This window comes from Microbulbifer sp. (assembly GCF_051659245.1).
Taxonomy (GTDB): Bacteria; Pseudomonadota; Gammaproteobacteria; order Pseudomonadales; family Cellvibrionaceae; genus Microbulbifer.
The window spans coordinates 1-19155 of the sequence record NZ_JBOFOC010000084.1 but is presented as its reverse complement, the minus strand read 5'-3'; the positions used below and the strand labels follow the sequence as shown (position 1 = coordinate 19155).

At 56.5% G+C, this 19155-nt stretch carries 11 protein-coding genes; 3 read left to right on the top strand and 8 right to left on the bottom strand.

All coding sequences use genetic code 11. The features are described from left to right. Window positions 1-15: 15 nt before the first annotated feature. Entirely contained in the window at window positions 16-2499 is a 2484-nt protein-coding gene (locus ACRC0P_RS09150) for a CapA family protein (RefSeq protein ID WP_438630097.1), read from the bottom strand. A 289-nt stretch (window positions 2500-2788) separates the two neighbouring features. Between ACRC0P_RS09150 and ACRC0P_RS09145 the strand changes: the two genes are divergently transcribed. Then, window positions 2789-3244 carry a hypothetical protein gene (locus ACRC0P_RS09145; protein WP_438630095.1) on the top strand — a complete coding sequence of 152 codons (456 nt, stop codon included), beginning with the start codon at window positions 2789-2791 and terminating at the stop codon, window positions 3242-3244. An 89-nt stretch (window positions 3245-3333) separates the two neighbouring features. Here the strand turns inward: ACRC0P_RS09145 and ACRC0P_RS09140 are convergent, their stop codons facing one another. The 5 genes from ACRC0P_RS09140 to ACRC0P_RS09120 form a co-directional block, all read right to left on the bottom strand. Beyond that, window positions 3334-4599 (bottom strand): HlyD family type I secretion periplasmic adaptor subunit, encoded by a 1266-nt coding sequence (locus ACRC0P_RS09140; RefSeq protein WP_438630093.1) that lies wholly within the window; start codon window positions 4597-4599, stop codon window positions 3334-3336. Continuing rightward, window positions 4599-6800, bottom strand: coding sequence for a type I secretion system permease/ATPase (locus ACRC0P_RS09135; RefSeq protein WP_438630091.1), 2202 nt, complete (start codon window positions 6798-6800; stop codon window positions 4599-4601). Before ACRC0P_RS09135 ends, ACRC0P_RS09140 begins: the two co-directional genes overlap by 1 nt. Beyond that, entirely contained in the window at window positions 6797-8137 is a 1341-nt protein-coding gene (locus tag ACRC0P_RS09130) for a TolC family outer membrane protein (protein WP_438630089.1), read from the bottom strand. Before ACRC0P_RS09130 ends, ACRC0P_RS09135 begins: the two co-directional genes overlap by 4 nt. A 263-nt stretch (window positions 8138-8400) precedes the next feature. Next, window positions 8401-9363: a BapA/Bap/LapF family prefix-like domain-containing protein gene (locus tag ACRC0P_RS09125; RefSeq protein WP_438630087.1), complete on the bottom strand. Its 963-nt coding sequence runs from the start codon at window positions 9361-9363 to the stop codon at window positions 8401-8403. 714 nt (window positions 9364-10077) lie between these two features. Further along, complete coding sequence (locus ACRC0P_RS09120; protein ID WP_438630085.1) at window positions 10078-11346, bottom strand: MDR family MFS transporter; 1269 nt, start codon at window positions 11344-11346, stop codon at window positions 10078-10080. Window positions 11347-11936: 590 nt separating this feature from the next. On the opposite strand from ACRC0P_RS09120, the gene ACRC0P_RS09115 reads away from it, so the two are divergent. Together ACRC0P_RS09115 and ACRC0P_RS09110 are read left to right on the top strand one after the other, a co-directional pair. Next, window positions 11937-13502, top strand: a complete 1566-nt coding sequence (locus ACRC0P_RS09115; protein WP_438630083.1) for a carboxylesterase/lipase family protein — start codon at window positions 11937-11939, stop codon at window positions 13500-13502. 6 nt (window positions 13503-13508) lie between these two features. Then, a complete protein-coding gene (locus ACRC0P_RS09110) occupies window positions 13509-14057 on the top strand; it encodes a histidine phosphatase family protein (protein ID WP_438630081.1) in 549 nt (182 codons plus the stop codon). A 262-nt stretch (window positions 14058-14319) separates the two neighbouring features. Here the strand turns inward: ACRC0P_RS09110 and pepN are convergent, their stop codons facing one another. Both pepN and ggt read right to left on the bottom strand, forming a co-directional pair. Continuing rightward, window positions 14320-16962 (bottom strand): aminopeptidase N, encoded by a 2643-nt coding sequence (gene pepN, locus ACRC0P_RS09105; RefSeq protein WP_438630079.1) that lies wholly within the window; start codon window positions 16960-16962, stop codon window positions 14320-14322. 114 nt (window positions 16963-17076) lie between these two features. After that, window positions 17077-18789, bottom strand: coding sequence for a gamma-glutamyltransferase (gene ggt / locus ACRC0P_RS09100; protein WP_438630077.1), 1713 nt, complete (start codon window positions 18787-18789; stop codon window positions 17077-17079). Between the last annotated feature and the right edge of the window lie 366 nt (window positions 18790-19155).

The following is a 19155-nucleotide window of genomic DNA, read 5'->3' as shown; positions in this document are numbered from 1 at the left end:
TATCCTTGGATACCATCAGACTGATACAGGATTTCGAACAATCCCTGATTTAAATCTGGAAGAGATCTTAGAAAGACATATACTGTTAGATGCTTTTAAAAGCAAAATATCGCCATCTCTCAACTCGCTTCTTAACAGCGTATATACCCCGCGTACAGATGGGAAAAGCCCTCCTTTTATATTCTGGGGCAACCGCATCCATATCTCCTCGATATACTCTCCAACCAGAAAAACCTTATCCAGGTTTGATCTTGATATCTTCTCAGCCAGCTCTGCATGAACACGTCTGGATGAATCTCCCAGTTCCATAATATCCCCAATTACAGCAATCTTCCGACCTTCGGGAGGGAGTTCGTAGCCCTTCAATAGATCCAGACTCGCCGACATCGATGCCGGATTTGCATTGTAAGACTCATCGATAATCGTTACCTGCCTTCGACCCACACTAGCCTTAAATATTTCACCACGGCCAATCAAAGGTGTATACGATGAAAAATAAGAAAGTGCATCTCTCCAACCTTCAACCTTCAATCCTATCATAACGGCGATTACAGCCAGGCTATTCATCGCCATATGCTCACCAGGAGCACCCAAAGTGTAACTTACTCTTTCACCCAGCACATTGGCTTCGACTTCACTTCTTGAGAAATCAAACTTATCTAACCTTATATCTGCGACATCGCTTTTTCCATAACATATCAGTTTAGATCCTTCCTTCGTTGCACGAGCCATTAGCAGATCAGCATGAGGCGTATCGCAGTTTATCACCGCAACAGAATTAGAAGGAGCTTGTGAGAAAATTTCCGACTTCGTAGCTGCAACGCCCTCAATACTTTCAAGATAGTCCAGATGAGCTTCAGATATGGAAGTTACGACAGCAACATCCGGCGATATGCTAAAATTCCTTCTTTTGAACCTCATCAAACATGAAGCTGCAACTTCAAAAATGGAATAATCATATTCATGATTTTTAGACATATGAGAGAGTACATTGGAGCTCACATTTTGGTTTATACCGGGAGAAAATATACGCCGCTGTGGTAGGTGCTTGCTCAGAACATGGTTGAGCATTGCCTTTGTTGTCGATTTTCCCACCGAACCAGTGATAGCAATAAGCTTCCCTCTCGTGATATTTTCTCTAATCAAATCCGCTGTCTTATAGAGAAAATCATTAGTATTATCAACAAAAATACATTGTTTATCGCAAAGACATTTCTCCCCCTTCATACTCATTGGAGCTACAAACCTGTTTATCCCTAGATTTTCACAACGTACGACCAGCTCTTCTAATGACTTTCCCGCTTGCTTGTATTTTTCCTTTACGCTTTCTGAAAAACGGTCCCCCATTATAATAATCCAGTACTTATCGTTAGATTTTTGTATAGCGTAAGCCAGACCCAGGAAGCTGTCTTCATATGATCCTTCGAAGTGAAACCTGCACTTCCCTTCAATCATATTGAGAAAGTCTCGCAATTTCATACCAACTTCTTGCTCATTCATTTTATCGTCGCCAGGAAGCGCAACCCCATCGTTTTCCCTATTTTCTTCTTTGGCCAAACCCACCATAAAATTTGTTTTTCTGTTATCTGTTATAATCCTTGATACCGAGAAAGTCCCTTTACTGATCTCCCGGTCATTGCCGAGGATCAGTCTTGGCACCAGACTATATGGCTCCGCCCCCTTTGCGCGATAGCGTCCCGGGGAATTGAAAACGAAATTCCCGATTGATAAGAAGATCCTCCCTCCGCCATATGTTTCCACTATATCGGCCTTGTGAGATCCGTGTGCCACTACATGATCTGCGCCGGCATCAATAATATTTCGGCACCACTCCTTATGATTCTCACCTGTATCCTGGTAATCTATACCCTGCCAATGCGGGCAGGCAATCACGATACTATCGGGATCTGATTCTTTGACTTTCCGGATTCCGCGCACCATCTCTTTAAGATTCGTGTTTGCAATACCAGGTCTGTTTTTCTTGGCAAAAAATCCATACTGGATATATCGACTTGTTGCTCGCATCCCGTTGAAGACATAGACGCTTCTTACCCTGTTTCCGATCTTCGTCTCAATGCGGTAGGGGCTGCGTGCCTCTTCGAGATTTATACCTGCGCCTATAGTCGCAATACCGTTGGATTTCAGCTTCTCGATCATGGCCAGTAAATTATCTGGCCCAAAATCCATTGTATGGTTGTTGGCCAAAGTGACGGCAGTCACTCCCAACTTTTTTAGCACTTCGATGGTAACATCTGGATCATCACAGCCTGGATACTGCTTGCCCTCTATCGGTTTACCCGGATTATGACTAAGCACCGTCTCCAGGTTCATTATTATTTCATCGCTTCTCTCGAGAAGTGGCAGAACGCCATCAAAGAAGGATGTCGGGTTATTCTGCAAGCGATCATAAGCTTTGGAATATTTTTCCCTTGATCTTTCAAGGTAGTAGTACCCTAGACTAGTATCACCGCAAAATGTGATCGTAAACGACTCGGCCATCACTATTCTCCTTCCGCCTGTTCCTTTACCCCCTCTACAAAGAAAATCTGCTCGAGTATGGACAAACCATTTATTTTCCGTATGCTGTCCTGGTCGTTTTTTATACATTTTGCAGCGGTGCCACATTCGAGCGAAGCTATAGAGGCACCGAACAATAGAAATTTATCCCGGATAACCATCACCTTAGACCATATTGTTCCCTGTATAGGGACAGGGGGATTAAAGTTTGAAAAAATTTACTCTACTTTCCTGCTTCATTAGCCTAATGATCCTCAGTGGCTGCGCCAGCGTGCGGAATTCTGAGATTACACCGGGTCTGGGTACAACCCTGGATGCCACCACCACCTACTACGGCCTGGCACATGCCGGTGCCACCGAAGCGAACCCGCTGCTCAGCTGGGGCAACCCCGTCACCACGGCGCTTGGATCTATCGCCATCAAGCAGGGAGTCAAGTATGCGGCCGTCAACTATATGCACGCGGACCCTTTCACTGTGGATACCAATGTCGAATCCGCAGGTGTCGCAGCCGGGATATGGAATATCGGTGCCCTCGCCGGCGTAAATCCCGTGCTGGGCCTCGCTGCGGCAATCACCACCGCTTATGGCTATTACCAGTACCGCGTACACTCCCATGCCGTCGAGCAGGCGAGGAATCCGGGTTATGCTACCGACGAAGGCGAGGCGGAGCAGCGGGAGCAAAACAGGCGTGTCCCGCTCCTCGCCACACAGGCCAAGAAGCCCTGAACCGACACCGCATCGCCGCACCACCGACTTCGCCTGCGAAGTCGGTGGCAATAACCGCAGCAGCCACAAATTCCCGCTGCCAAGAGGGGCTATCTTTCCCTGAGTGCCTCCCTCGCCCGGTTTACAGGCTTGATCAGGTATTCAAATACGGTTTTGCTTCCGGTCTTGATATCCACCATAGCAATCATGCCGGGGGTAATGGGAAACTTGGTACCGGCATCGTTGGTCAACGCATCGGTTTCTGTGAGGATAAAAACCCGGTAGTAGAATTCTTCCGGGTTGATTTCATCCTGAATGGTATCCGGGGAGATAGTGGTTACCCGCCCATCCAGGCCTCCATAGGTCGAGTAGTCGTAAGCGGTAATCTTGACCATCGCCGCCTGGCCAGGGTGAATAAAGGCGATATCCCGCGGCGATATGCGTGCCTCGATCAGCAACTGGTCGTTCAGGGGAACAATTTCCATCAGACGGCCGTTGGGGGGGATGACCCCGCCAATGGTAGTTACCTCAATGTCCTTTACAATGCCGCGTACGGGCGAGCGGTGCGTCAGCCGCGTCAGGGAGTCGGAGCGTCCCTCCAACACTGAAGACAAAGCTTCGACTTCCGCACTGACCATCGCCAACTGTTCCCGAGCCTGTATCATATACTCGGATCGCGATTCCCGGATTTTCAGTTCCAGTTCCGATTTCTCCCGGCTCAGGCGCAATACATCCACATTACTCGCAGCACCGGAATTCACCAGGGACTGGGTGATGGAAAGCTCTTTATCTACCAGCCGTAGGGACTCCCGCAATCCCCCCAGGGTTTCCCCAAGGCTGTTCCTTCGGGTTTTGAACAGCCTCATTTCCTTTTCCTTGAGTTCCTCGTAAGGTTCCAGTTGTTCGGGAAACGTCAGCGCTGTACCGTTGACCTCCGCAGCCAGCCTGGCGGCACGGGCCAGTACCGCCCTATATTTGGCAGCACTCTCCTCCGCATTGGAGCGGAACTGTGTCGGGTCCAGTTGGGCCAGCACCTGGCCCCGCTCTACGATATCCCCCTCCCTGACTTTCAGGTCCATGAGAATTCCCCCTTCGAGAGACTCGATGACCTGGGCGCGGGACGTGGGAATGACTTTACCGCTGCCGGTAGTGACCTCATCGATCCGGGCGAAATAGGACCAGGTGACCAGGGCCGCTATCAGCAGGAAAAAAATCCACACCACTCTGGTGGAACGGACAACCGTGGCCTCGTCGACTTCGTCACTGTAATGCTGCTCCGCGTTATGATAGTCCGCCTCAAGCAGTGGAATGGAACCTGGTCGTTTGCGTCCGACAGCACATGGGCGGCACGTGTTGACAGAAATATTCTTCGCCATCAGGACACCCGTTCACGTTTTCCCGATTCTCTATTAACTGTCTCGGAAAGTTTTGCAATAGCCGTTTCCTTGGTGTCATCTATAATTATTTGTCCGTTGTCCACCACCACTACCCGATCGACCAGGCTGAGCGTACTTGCGCGGTGGGTTGCAAGAACCAAGGTGCGATTCTTGCTCCACTCATCCAGATTCTGGATAAAGCGGCGCTCGGTCGCCTCGTCCAACGCTGCAGTGGGCTCATCCAGTAAGATAACATGTGGCTGGCGGATAAAGAGGCGCGATAGCAGCAACGACTGACGCTGCCCACCGGAAAGGCCCAGGCCACCTTCCAATACCGTATGATCCAACCCCTTGGGCATCTTCTGCACAAACTCCAAAGCTCCGCTCAACTGAAGCGCCCAGAGAATTTCCCCGTCTGTAGCGTGGGGTGCGCCAAGGATCAGATTTTCCCGCAAAGTGCCGTGGAAAAGTCCGGAGTTCTGGCTGAGCAGCCCGACATCGCGGCGGACATCTGCCGGATCTATATGCGCCATACTAACGCCGTCCAGGATCACCCGGCCGCTCTTGACTTCCAGGGAGCCGGCCAGGGCCTGCAACAAGGTCGACTTTCCTGCACCATTGCTACCAAGCACGGCGATGTGCTCCCCGGGGCTGATCGACAGCTCCGAAACCGTTAGCACCGGCTCGGCAGCGTCTTCACCATACTGGAAGGTCGCATCCTTGAAATAGTATTTACCGCGAATTACCGGCCTGTGTACCCGTTTGCTTCCCTCCGCGTGATCCACCGGCAATTGCATGATCTTATCCAGACTTTGCAACGCAACCCTGGCCTGTTGCCAGCGGCTCAACACCTGCGTTATTTGCCCCATGGGCGTCATCATGCGCGAGCCGAGTAAAGAGGCGGCCACCAGGGAGCCGGTGGTCAAATCTCCAGACATCACCATGGGTGCCCCGAACAATACGACTACCGCGAAAGTGGAAGACTGAATATTCTGCGTCCAGGTCGACAACAGATTGACCAGGTAGCGCAGCCTTAGATTGGAGTCCGCCGTCACCGCATTGAAATGATTCCACTGGCGCTGAAAGCGCTGCTCGGCCTGCAGTGTTTTGATATCCTCCAGCCCCTGAACCGTCTCCACCAACATCGCATTGCGCAGGGAGGATTCGCGCGTCGCCTCTTGTGCCAGCCGTTCAAGTTTTCCCTGTGCCAGTAGCGCGGGCACCAAAAGCAGCAATACGCCACCCAGAGGAACCCATACCAAGGGCCCGGCGATAACCCACATCACAAACAGAAACAACAGGAAGAACGGCATGTCCGCCAACGCCAGAACGGTTGTGGAAGTAACCAGCTCCCGAACGCGCTCCAGCTCACGAATCTGGGAAATAAAAGTGCCGGTAGACTTGGGTCTGGCCGAATTTCGCAGGCGTACCGCATGTCCGAACACCATATCGGAAACACGGATATCTGCGCGTTTGCCCAGGAGATCGGTGATCCGTGCCCGCGTTATACGCATGATGAAGCTGAATACAACGGCGAGTAGGACACCGCTGAATAGAACATAGAGGGTCGGCATGGATTCTGCCGGGATCACCCGGTCGTATACCTGTCTGGCAAACAGGATTCCGGCGAGCCCGAGTATGTTGGCAACCGTAGTGGCTATCATTACGTGCCCGTACGGCTTAAGATCCCGCAGGATTATCTTACGAAACCAGTGTTTGTTATCGGGCTTTATATAGTCGTCTACCCGTGCATCTTCCACTGAGCGCGCGGGACGGAGTATGGCAACCCGCGCAATCTGTTCGACAATTGTCGCCAGGTCAGCGCTGCTTTGCAGCCCCTGATCACCACTGTAATTGATGCCCACGCTGCCGTCACTGGCGATGGTTTCGATAACACCTATCTGTCCATCTCGAAATTGCACAACCAGCGGCAGGCGCCAGGGAGTGATAAGGGAGTCCTCGAAAGAAGAAAACTTCACCGTAAGACCCGCCTGCCGCGCCATGTTCCTGAGGATATTTTCGGTTGACTCCTCTCTGCCATAGCGCGCGGCGATGCGTACATTTTCCGCCGAGTACTCCAGGCGGTAGTGCTTGGCAATCGTCAATATCGCGTCCAGCCAGGGGGTAAAGTCCGCGCGGCGTTCGGAATCCGCCTGCGGCGCAATCTCGGCATCCACATCAGAAATCTCAAGCTCGCTCATGGTAGAATCTCCAAGCCCTGGATTTCCCGCCCCTCCAGCCGAAATGCACTTCTTATTTCTCCGGCGCTGTACAGGCATTCGACTTGCAAGCGATTCAAGTCGTAGCGGGTGTTGTCTATTTCTACGCGCGCCCGGTGCAATTCATCCTCGGCATTGAGAAGGTCCAGTAGGGTCCGTGTGCCAAGGGAAAAATACTGTTTGCTATATAGATCGCGAGTCTCGGCAATGGCACGCTCACGGGCATCAAGTATTGATAGGCTCCTTGTCAAGCCATCGGCCTCCTCCTGGGTGGCACGGAAATCACCCACAACCGACTGGCGTGCAGCGTCTACCGCCGCCTCTGCCGAACGCAGGGCGAATGTGGAAGATTGCCTGTCAGCATCGATCCTTCCTCCCTGGTATATGGGCATCGACAGATTCAGGAACACGGAACTTTCGTGTTCATTGAGGGAATTTGCGTCGACATACTCCGGGTCCAGATAATTGTTAACACTCGCATCCAGTGAAAGGGTCGGCCAGGATCGGGCTTTTGCATTCTTTACTTGCGCCACCGCCTCCGCATACGAAGCCTGTGCGATCAGTAAGTCGGGTACGGAAGAAAAATCAGGGTTGTCCACCCGGCAGGCGGGGGCAACGGACTCCGACGTGTTCATAGACAGCGTAACGCGAGAGTGGGTGCCCATCAGGTTCTGCAGGGTACTGCGCTCGCGATTGAGCTGCCCCAGGACCCGCTGCTTTGTCGCACGGGCCGCCTCGATACGGGTCTGCGCCTGCAGTACATCAGAGCGCGAACTCGCGCCCTTTTCATTGCGCATTTGTACCAGGGAAGCAATGGCAGACAGACCTTTGATCTGTTCCTGGGATGTTTTCAAACGTGCCTGGTAGCGCAGGACTTCGATAGCCGCCATCGCGGTATCGTGGGCGATCCTGTCGATGGACTTCAACACCACTGCCTGGGATCTTCTCGCACCGGCGGTGGCCAGATCGACGTCACTGGATACCTTGCCAAAGTCGTAAATCAACTGGGATGCATAAATCTGTATGGCGTGTCCGTCCCCTTCCCGCCTATCTTCGTTATCCCGACCGGCGATCAGGTTGACACTCAACTGCGGAAAGTAACCCGCCCTCGCCGCGCGGACGTTCTCTTCGCGCTCATTCAGTGAGCCTATGGCTTCGGAGATACTGGGATGCCAGTCCACAGCCCGGTGAACGGCCTCGACCAAACCTATTTCAGTGGAGGGATACTGGCCCCGACTAGCACTGTAATTTACGGCCGGCGACTCGGACTCGACCACTTCCGGCTGCAGGGAAGCCTCCAACTCCCTTCCACTGATCATACCTGTTTCCGCTGCATCATCTGCCCGGGATTGCCATACACACAAGAATAGCAGCGTGCTGAGCGCAACCATCCATAGTCGCTTTATTGAATCCACTATGTCTCGCTTGCTTCCGATTGCCACTTTTATATCTGTCGGCCCTCCCCACAAGGGAGAGAAGGCAGCACTGTGCAATTTATTCGATTGCGATTTTGAGCTTAGCCCAATAAAAAACACCGGGCCCTAAGGCCCGGTGTAATTCGTCGTCGAAAAGCTCCGTTGAATCAGACGTACTCGTCCGGGTTTGACAGATCCTGGAGGGGATCATCCTCAAGGCTATGCGGCTCGACATCCGTGCCGGTAGAGGTCGTCTCCGCGTCGGTGGAGGTCATCTCCGGGCCGGAATCACTCAGAGCATCGATTGCTGCCTGCATAACAGCCTCATCGCTCTCATCTGTCCCGTCCGAGTCCTCCGCAGGATCTAGCGACTCATCCTCAGTATCCAGCAGACCCTCTTCGAGGATACCAACGTCGTCATCATCGTCATCATCGTCGTCGTCATCGTCGTCATCGTCGTCATCATCGTCGTCATCATCGTCGTCATCGTCGTCATCGTCGTCATCATCGTCATCGTCATCGTCGTCATCATCGTCATCATCGTCATCATCGTCGTCGTCATCATCGTCATCATCGTCGTCATCATCGTCATCATCATCGTCGTCGTCATCGTCATCATCGTCGTCATCGTCATCGTCATCGTCGTCGTCGTCGTCGTCATCGTCGTCGTCATCGTCGTCATCGTCGTCGTCGTCGTCGCCAACGGGCACCGGTATAAAGTTGTCATCGTCATCATCATCATCGGTTGCTGCGATAATGGCGCCCGCCCCCAGCAACCCAAGACCTACACCCCACCAGGGAAATCCTGCTGCCGCAGGAGCAGCAGCGGGAGGGGGAGCAGGAGCAGGAACGCCCGCTGGGCCCAGCATCGCCAAATGCACGACATCGTTTTCCCCTTCAAGTACCAGTTCGCTGCGATCGCCGTCTTCGTCAATCTGGAAGAAATTGGCGATGATAATCTGCTCACCGGATTTGAGAATAACAACCAGGTCGACCCCCTCCCTGCCATAGGAGGCAACCTCATCCGATTTCACGGGCAGCTTAACCAATCCGACAGAGGACAAATCCAGGTCATCCACTGACACCTCTTTCAACGAGCGGGTGTCCTTCTCGTAAATAGTAGCGATCATGCTCTCACCTACAACCTTTGCAGAAGATCATTTACACATGTGGCAACACACGTAACTAAATTGGCCGCGCAACGTCCTGGAAGCTTTGGAACGTATTTGCCAATAGATGTGAGCTTTACCTTCCCTTCGCATCCTCTGTCCAACCTGCACTCATTGTATATTTGTTGTACGGCCATATTTGGTATGGACCGCAGCGGAGAACTTTTCAAGAGGAAAAATAGCGCCAGCTATGCAGAGTTCATCATTCCATGGATGAAAAGATAAATGCGGGTAAGGCGTTCTCGATGATCACTGACGAGGCTGTCGAACTGGACGCCAAACGGACCATCGTCCAGGGCTCGCGGCTGGCCGCTGAAATTTAAGAAAACGAGGGGAGAGTGTCGCAATGCTGCAAACCGATAGTCCGGCACAGCTGGACGCCGTCTGAAGGCGTGTAGATCGCAATCGTAGGGTGCGCCGTGACAGAAAATTGCTCCTGCATTTTCTACACTTTCGTTGGGCGGCACCCCGTTGGGCGGCACCCCGTTGGACGGCACCCCGTTGTGCGGCACCCCACCATCCGTGGCAGTCGCGCACCGCTTCAGGAGCCGGTGCAGGTTCCGACATCTTCTGGTGCCCACGGCGCACTCTACGGCATAAAAAAAGCCCCGCGAGGGGCCAAGAACAGGGGTTTCTTTCAAAGGTTCCTTTCAAGAGTTCCTTTCAAGAGTTCCTTTACTGCGGCTGGGCCACACCGTCACCAATTTCGGCCTGGACCTCCACATCGTGCCACTGCGGCCTGGAAAGGCGCTCGGTCAGCCGGTAAAGCAGAAAAACCAGGCCACAAAGGCTGAACATCAACCAGTAGAGCGCCGGCCCGCTCCACCATTCGATTACTATTCCGCCCACCAGCGGCGCCGCAGACCAGCCCAGGGAGTAAAAGGACGAGGCGCCGAAGTAGCTGCCGCGCAAGTGATCCGGCGCAAGGCGGTCTATCTGTACACTCATGGTGGGAAACAGCACCGCCTCCGCCAGGCTCACCACAAAAGTGGCTCCCATCCACCCGGCAAACCAGTGCACGGGGTTGAGTGCAAACCACACCTGCCCCGCGGCCAGTACGCCCAGGCCAATCACAATCCGCCCCTTTATGTCGATATTGCACATCAATTGCAGAAGTGGAAACTGTAACAGCACGATAGTGAGCGCGTTCACCAGGATCATGCTGGAGATCAGCTGAACCAAGCTCGGCGCCTGTGCCCGGGTCAGGTACTGCACCAGGCTGGAATCCATATGCGCATAGATAAAGAGCGTCAGCACATTGGCTAGGATCACCACCAGAAATACATGATCTTTTTTGAGTACCGCCAGAGTTCCGCGGAAATTCGCGCTCATACCCCGCCGTTTATGCGCCAGACGTCCGGTTTCCGTGTGGGCAAATCCCCACAAAAACGCCAGGCTCAACAGCAGGTAGCTGAGTGCGGTGAGCCCGAAGGTGGACTGCTGGGCACTGAGCCCGGCCCAGACACCGATAATCGGCCCCAGGGCCGCGCCCACGTTGATCAGGAAATAGCGGAATTGCAGCGCCAGCTCGCGGCTCTGTTTGTCCCGGACCAGGTCACCGATCAGTGCACTAGCCGGCGGCTCCCATACCGCACGGCCGATGGAGCAGAAAGTCATTGCCAGAATAAAAGCCGGCAGTGCCTGGGCCACCGCGAGCAGGGCAAAGGCGAGGAAATTGATCGCGGTGCCCGCCAGCAGTACATTGCGCCGGCCGTAGCGGTCGGACAGTGCCCCCACATAAAAACCCAACAGAGCCGCACCCATCGCGGAGGCACTGAGTATCAGTCCGATCTCCGCGGCTCCCAACTGGAATTTCTCATACAGCAGAATGGCCAGAAACGGCCACACCATAAAATAGGTTCCGCGGCCGAAGAAACTGCCGACCAAAACAATCCAGACCAACGGCGGAAAACCGTGCAGGCGCTGCCACCACTGCCTATCCATCTTTTACTCCTTGGACTTCTTTTTGGGTAACCACTCACCCCTTGGGAACCCGCATTGATTCAGCGGAACCACCTTGTAGGAGCCTGCTTGCAGGCGAACGGCTACGGCGTTCCGTTCTTGTTCGCCTGCAAGCAGGCTCCTACAGGGATAAGTAATTACTTTTTTGGAACCTGTTCAGAGACAAAATGCCGAAAAAAAAACCCGGAAGGTAAGCCTTCCGGGTTTTCTCTTGGGAGGAAGGCTTTTACACCTTCCATCGCCTGAAGCTCTGTCGGGTGTGCTAGGTGATCACTGCGGTCACCGGGCGCTTATACATGGAGCGGGTTTTGCGAACACAGACTCCACACCACGGGCGCACAGCGGCCGGCAGCAAATGCTGCAGGGCGAAGCGCAGGCGCGGTAGGTAATGGAGAGATTGCGTGTTCATCGGAAACTGTCGCTACTTGACACTATGACGTTAATACTATCTGAGCGCCGAATGTTTGCAAGTGGAACTTTCAATATTTTTCCTCTGGCCACGGACAGTAGATAAAAAAACATGCCAGCTATACTGAAATTGTCCAGGAAGGAACAGGAGCAGGGACCGGTCCATGACCAGCGACGCCAATATTCGCCATGAAATTCATCGCAACGCGCGAGAGGAGACTCAGGTATTGGATGTACCCGCCGGTCCCCTGGTCGGCGCGGTGGACGGGGAGACGGGTGTTCACTGTTTCCTCGGCATTCCCTATGCCGCGCCGCCCACCGGCGAGCTGCGCTGGCGGCCGCCACAATCGCTGCCGCCCTGGCAGACCCCGTTGCGCGCCACCGCCTTCGGTATACCGGCGGCACAGAATCCTTCCGGGCTGATGGAGGTTCGCGGCCCCAACGGAGAGGCGGCGGACAGCGAGGACTGCCTCTACCTGAACATCTACGCCCCACCGGGCCGGCGAGATAAGAAACTGCCGGTGATGCTCTGGATACACGGCGGCTCCTTCTATATCGGCTCCGGTTCCCAAGAGGTGTACAACGGCTGCTACCTGGCCGCCAGCGGTCGCGCTGTAGTGGTGACCTTCAATTACCGCCTGGGCGCGCTGGGTTTTCTGCGCCTTGCGGATATCAGCGACATTCCCTCCAGCGGTAATGAAGGTCTGCTGGATCAGGTGGCGGCGCTGGAATGGGTTCGGAAAAATATTTCCGCCTTCGGCGGCGACCCGGACAATATCACCCTGTTCGGTGAATCCGCCGGCGCTATGAGTATCGCCACCCTGCTGACTTCGCCCCGCTGCCGCGGCCTGTTCCGCCGGGCCATAGTGCAGAGTGGCAACCCCGGTGCGCTGCACTCCCGCAACAGGGCCAACGGCCTGGCACAGGCATTTGTCGAACATCTCGGCGAATCGCCGCAGCGCGCGAACACCCGCGCGCTGCTGCGTGCCCAGCAGGCAATACTGTCAGATCCGCGCCTGGAGCAGAAATGGGGCCAGCTGCCGTTCAAGCCGGTGCTGGACGGCGAACTGCTGCACACTGAACCCATGACTGCGCTGCGGCACGGCAGCGGCGCAGAGGTATCACTGTTGCTCGGCAGCAACCTGGACGAGTGGAACCTGTTCAGCGCCATAGCGCCGGAAACCTTTACCCTGGACGGTGAACAGATACGCGCGCGCCTGGAATGGCTGCTGCCGCAGCGCCACCTCGACCCGTTGCTGGGGCACTACCACAAGCTGGCCAGATCTCTGGCCGGCAATCCCTGGCCCGAGTGGAGCTGCACCTGGAACCTGTTGCTCACCGATATGGTGTTTACCCTTCCCGGTCTGCGCCTGCTGCAGGCCCACGGAGGCGACCACTTTCACTACCACTTCGCCCAGCCGCTGGCGGCGCAACCACTACTGGGCGCCTGCCACGCCGTGGAACTGGGATATGTATTCGGCACCCACGGCGAAACCTCCCTGCAATCCCTCTACGGCGGCGAGACCGAACCGCACAAGCTCAGCCACACCGTGCGCGAGGCGTGGCTGAATTTTGCCGAGTGCGGCGACCCGGGGAGCGACTGGCCGGCTTTCGCCAACGGACACAGCCGCCGCTTTGGCGAACACCCGGAAGACCGCGCCTTCGATACAGCGCAGCTCTCCTCTCTATGGCAGGATATACCGGACAGTACATTGGGCAGTTACCTCTGAGCACCTATGACAAGAATATTGCTGATACGCCATGGGGAGGCGGCAAAAACCCCTGAATCCGTCGATCCCGACCTCACCGAACGGGGATGGCAACAGGCGCGTCGACTGGCGCAACACTTTACCCGGACGACCCCCATCGCCCTGGCCAGCAGCCCCAAGGCCCGCACCCAACAGACGGCCCAACCGCTGGCCCAACTCTGGCAGCGCCCGGTGACCATCGAGCAGGCGGTGACTGAAATCCCCTCCCCCGAGGGGCTGCCCCTCGGCGAGCGCAGGAACTGGATTCGCGGCCTGCTCGACAGCAATTGGGACGAAGGGGACAGGAAGCTGGTGGACTGGCGCCGGGGAATCGCGCGGTATCTTCTTCAACTGGAACGGGACACCGCGATCTTCTGCCACTTTATGGTGATCAATTCAGTGGTGGCGCATATACGGGGCGACCGGCGCATACAGCAGTTCCGGCCGGACTACGCCTCGGTAACGGAGTTGCGGCTGCAAGGGGGAAGGCTCGAGGTTCTGCGACTGGGCGAGGAACGCCGCAGCCGCATCCTGTAGGAACAAGCTCCGTAGCTCTTCGCTTGCAAGCAAGCTCCTACAAAGTGCTCCGTGGGAGCCTGCTTGCAGGCGAAAGGATTGGTACTCCGTAGCTATTCGCTTGCAAGCAAGCTCCTACAATTCGGTCCGTAGGATGGGCAAAGCGAAGCGTGCCCATCATCTGCGGAGTGATGGGCACGCTTCGCTTTGCCCATCCTACGCAAATCCCGAGTCCCGAGTCCCGAGTCCCGAGTCCCGAGTCCCGAGTCCCGAGTCCCGAGCATTAAACCAGGCTCTTACTCACCACCTCATACAAATCCCGCGACAACTTCCCGGATTCCATTACCGACTGCAGCGCCCGGTGCATTTTTTTACCCAGTTCCCCGGTGTATTTCTTCCAGCGGGTAATGGGCGTTACCAGCCGCGCGGCGATTTGCGGGTTGAGTTTGTCCAGAGCAATCACCTGCTCGGCGAGGAACTCGAAACCGCGGCCGTCGGCACGGTGAAACTGGGTGAAATTGCGGTTGGCGAAGCCGCCGATTACCGCGCGCACTCTGTTCGGGTTGGTCAGTTCGAAGGCCGGGTGTTGCATCAGTTCCCGGACTGCCTCCAGGGTACCCCGCCGGGCGCTGGTGCTCTGCAAGCCGAGCCACAGCTCCACCACTTGGGTATCCTGTTGCCAGCGTTCGTAGAAACTCTCCAGCGCCGGCTTCGCCATATCGTCGTCGGCGTGGTTGACCAGAGAAGTCAGCGCCGCGGCGCTGTCGGTCATATTGGCGGCATTTTCGAACTGCGCCTGTGCCAACGCCAGCAATTCCGCTTCCCCGGTGACGCAGAGATAAGCCAAACAGGTATTTTTCAAACTGCGTTCGGCGATATCGGCGGCTTCCGGACGGTAGGGTTTGTCGCAGTCCAGCCGCCGGTAGCAGTCCAGCAGTTCGCCCTTCAGGGCCTCCGCCAGCGCGCCCCGGGCAAATTCCCGCGCGACAATAATTGCCTCCGCATCTATCCGCTCGCTCTGTTCCGCCAGGGTCTGCGCGCTGGGCAGCGCCAGCATCTCCGCCACCAGCGCCGGGTCCAGCTCCCGGTTTTGCAGCACACTGCGGTAGGCGTCCACCAGTTGCGGTTGCAACTGCAAATCGCGCCCCTCGCGATAGTCCTTCTGCAGCTGTTCCAGTGCCATAAAGGCCAGGCGCTGGCCGGCGTCCCAGCGGTTGAACTCGTCGGAGTCGTTGCGCATCAGGAACAGCAGCTGTTCGGTACTGTAGCCGTAGCGCACCCTGACCGGGGCGGAGAAACCGCGCAGCAGCGAGGGCAGCGGCTTTTCCTTCAGCCCTGTGAAGCTGAAGGTCTGCTCCGTTTCGGTCACCTGCAACACTTTTTGTGTGGTGCCCTGGGGATCTAGCGGCAGGTCGCGGCCGTCGGCCCCCAGCAGCCCCACCGCCAGGGGAATATGGAAGGGCAGCTTTTTGTCCTGTCCGGGCGTGGCGGGGCAGGACTGCCTGACGGTCAACGCGTAGGTGCCGTGGGCGGCGTCGAAGGCGTCGCTCACTTCCAGCACCGGCGTGCCCGCCTGGCTGTACCAGCGGCGAAACTGGGTGAGATCCACGCCGTTGGCGTCCTCCATCGCCGCGATAAAGTCCTCGCAGGTTACCGCGCATCCGTCGTGGCGCTGGAAATACAGATCGCTGCCTTTGCGGAAACCTTCTGTACCCAATAAGGTGTGGATCATGCGCACCACTTCCGCGCCCTTTTCGTACACGGTGAGGGTGTAGAAATTGGAGATCTCCATATAGGAGTCCGGGCGCACCGGGTGGGCCATGGGGCCGCCGTCCTCGGCGAACTGTGCGGTGCGCAACAGGGAGACATCCTCGATGCGCTTTACCGCGCGGGAATTCATATCCGCGGAAAACTCCGCATCGCGAAATACGGTAAACCCCTCTTTCAGACTCAGCTGGAACCAGTCCCGGCAGGTCACCCGGTTGCCGGACCAGTTGTGGAAATACTCGTGGCCGACAATGGATTCGATACGCTGGAAAGTGGCGTCGGTGGCGGTCTCAGGGCTGGCCAGCACGCAGGCGGAATTGAAAATATTGAGCCCCTTGTTTTCCATCGCTCCCATGTTGAAATGGTCCACCGCCACGACCATAAAAATATCCAGGTCGTATTCGCGCCCGTAGACCTCTTCGTCCCAGCGCATGGCTTTTTTCAATGAGCGCATGGCGTGGTCACATTTACGGATATTTTTCGCCTCGGTAAAAATCTGCAGCTTGACCTCGCGGCCGCTGACAGTGGTAAAACTGTCCTCCACAGTCTGCAGTTCTCCCGCCACCAGGGCGAAGAGGTAGGCGGGCTTGGCGAAGGGGTCCTCCCAGGTGACGAGCAGGCGCCCGTCTTCGGTGGTGCGCCGTTCGATCTGGTTGCCGTTGGACAGCAATACCGGGTACTGGCGCGGCGCCACTATGGTGGTGGTGAAGCGGGACATCACGTCCGGGCGGTCCGGGTAGTAGGTGATCTTGCGGAATCCTTCCGCCTCGCACTGGGTGCAGTACATGCCGTTGGAGAGGTAGAGTCCCTCCAGCGAGGTATTGTCCTTTGGGTTGATGCGGTTGTGGATTTCCAGCACAAACTCCGGATTCTTCACATGGATCGAAAGGCCCTCCGGCAGCTCCCGGTAGCGGCTGGCCGGTACCAGTTCGCCGTCGATGGACAGGGACAGCAGTTCCAGGTCCACTCCGTCCAGCAGCAAGGGCGGCAGCGCCTCCCCGGGCGCCGTTTCCGCCGCCGGATTGCGGCGGATCTGCAGTCGCGACTTCACCAGGGTGTCCTGCGGCTGCAGTTCAAAATGCAGACGGGTGCTGTCGACCAGGTAGTCGGGTGCGCGGTAGTCCTTCAGGTAAACGGTGCGGGGTTGGGCGTCTTTCATGGCAATTCCAGTTTTTCCACAATCCGGTCTCAGAAAACGAGGCACACGTTATCACTCCAGTGAGAATCCACAAGAGGTCGGGGCATACAACCGCGCCACCCAGCATCCCGCGGTTCAGAAGCCCGCCGCCTGCCCATCCTTCCGGCTCTCGGACGCCCCCTGGTAAATCCCGTTCCCGCTCCGCATTATGGCCTGGTAGCCGCCGTAGGGGCCGCTCTCGAAGCGCAACTGGTGGCCCATCTGCACCAGCCTGCGGCGGGTTTCCATGGGAAAGCCGTCCTCCAGGCTGATATAGCCGCCGTCGAGCATCATCTCCCCGGTGGGCTGGCTGGAGCCGCTGTGCAGGATGCGCGGTGCGTCGCCGGCCTCCTGGATATTCAAACCGAAGTCCAGCATATTGATCACGATCTGCGCGTGCATCTGCGGCTGGGTGGCGCCGCCCATGACACCGAAGCTCATCACCGGCTCGCCGTCTTTGGTGATAAACCCGGGAATAATGGTGTGGAAGGGTCGCTTGCCCGGCCGGTACTGGTTGAAGTGCCCGTCTTCCAGGCTGAACAGTTCACCGCGGTCCTGCAGGATAAAACCCAGATCGCCGGGCGTCATACCGGAGCCCATACCCCGGTAGTTACTCTGGATCAGCGAGACCATATTGCCGTCCTTATCCGCCACCGTCAGGTAGATGGTGTCGCCGTGGCGCAGCGCCTCATTGCCGGCGTCGTAGTGTTTCGCCGCCCGGTCGAGGTCGATCAGCTTGCGCCGTTGCGCGGCGTATTCCTTCGAGATCAGTTGCCGCACCGGAATCTCGTTGAACGCGGGATCAGCGTAGTATTTTGCCCGATCCTCAAATGCCAGCTTCTTTGCCTCCGCGAACAGGTGGATATATTCGGGGCTTGTCCGGCCCAGCGCCGCCAGGTCATACCCTTCCAGGATATTGAGGATCTGCAGGGCGGCTATACCCTGGCCGTTGGGGGGCAGCTCCCAGATATCGTAGCCTCGGTAGTCGGTGGAGACGGGCTCCACCCATTCGGACTGATGGGCGGCCAGGTCATCGTAGGAGAGAAAGCCGCCGTTGTCTTGCATATAGGCGGCGATTTTCTTCGCGATTTCCCCCTTGTAGAAAGCGTCGCGCCCACCCCTGGCAATGGCGCTATAGGTTTTCGCCAGCCGCGGATTGCGGAAGATTTCCCCCTCCTTGGGCGCGCGACCGTTCGGCATGTAGGTCTCGCGAAAGCCCGGATATTTTTCCAATAGCGGCACAGATCGGTTCCAGTAGTAGGCCACCAGTTGGGTGACCGGGAAGCCTTTTTCCGCGTAGTCGATTGCCGGTGCCAGCACCTCCTCCATGGGCAGGCGGCCGAATTTTTCATGCAGCTCGAACCAGCCGTCCACCGCACCGGGAACCGACACCGACAGCGGGCCGTGGGAGGGGATTTTGTTCAGATTATTCTGTGCGAAGTACTCGAAAGTCAGCGATCCGGGAGAGCGGCCGCTGGCGTTCAGGCCGTAGAGTTTCCCGTCCCCGGCGCTCCACACGATGGCGAACAGGTCGCCGCCGATGCCACTGCCGGTGGGCTCCATCAGCCCCTGCGCCGCGTTGGCGGCGATGGCTGCATCCACGGCGCTGCCGCCGCGCTTCAGGATATCCAGTGCGATCTGCGTAGCGAGCGGCTGGCTGGTGGCGGCCATGCCGTTGCGGGCCAGCACCGGCGAACGGCTGGCAAAGCCCTCGCCGTTTACCCGGTCGTAGGCGCCGACCGGGGCGGCGGCTGAAAGCAGGAAAGGAACCAGTATAACGGTGTAAAAAAAGCGGATTATGTATTTCACGATCGGTACTCCGATTATTCTCTTGTTCCATTACACTAGTGTCCTGTCTAATATCTAGTGTCCTGTATGGAACTAAATAGTGATACCAGAGCCCCCCAGATTGTTCACAGTTAGGCGCAGCTCGCAGGGAATGGTCATTCCATTTTCAAGAGCTGCAACGCCGCTGTGGGCAATCTGGGGGGCTCCCTGCGGGCGGGCCGCTAAGCAGCCATCTGCGGCGTTGCACTTGCTTGACGTAGAATGACTACGCCGGCGCAAGTGCGCCTTGCATCTGGCCGGCCAGTGGGCCCGCTTTTCATTATTTAGCACGAGACAGGACGCTCCAGATGCCCGATCTATATATCGGCCTGATGTCCGGCACCAGTG

Excerpts from the sequence above, each read along its gene's own strand:
- pepN (WP_438630079.1), bottom strand. The coding sequence starts at position 16,962 with ATGAAAGACGCCCAACCCCGCACCGTTTACCTGAAGGACTACCGCGCA.
- ACRC0P_RS09150 (WP_438630097.1), bottom strand. The coding sequence starts at position 2,499 with ATGGCCGAGTCGTTTACGATCACATTTTGCGGTGATACTAGTCTAGGG.
- ACRC0P_RS09125 (WP_438630087.1), bottom strand. The coding sequence starts at position 9,363 with ATGATCGCTACTATTTACGAGAAGGACACCCGCTCGTTGAAAGAGGTG.
- ACRC0P_RS09110 (WP_438630081.1), top strand. The coding sequence starts at position 13,509 with ATGACAAGAATATTGCTGATACGCCATGGGGAGGCGGCAAAAACCCCT.
- ACRC0P_RS09120 (WP_438630085.1), bottom strand. The coding sequence starts at position 11,346 with ATGGATAGGCAGTGGTGGCAGCGCCTGCACGGTTTTCCGCCGTTGGTC.
- ACRC0P_RS09140 (WP_438630093.1), bottom strand. The coding sequence starts at position 4,599 with ATGGCGAAGAATATTTCTGTCAACACGTGCCGCCCATGTGCTGTCGGA.
- ACRC0P_RS09135 (WP_438630091.1), bottom strand. The coding sequence starts at position 6,800 with ATGAGCGAGCTTGAGATTTCTGATGTGGATGCCGAGATTGCGCCGCAG.
- ACRC0P_RS09115 (WP_438630083.1), top strand. The coding sequence starts at position 11,937 with ATGACCAGCGACGCCAATATTCGCCATGAAATTCATCGCAACGCGCGA.
- ACRC0P_RS09130 (WP_438630089.1), bottom strand. The coding sequence starts at position 8,137 with ATGATCAGTGGAAGGGAGTTGGAGGCTTCCCTGCAGCCGGAAGTGGTC.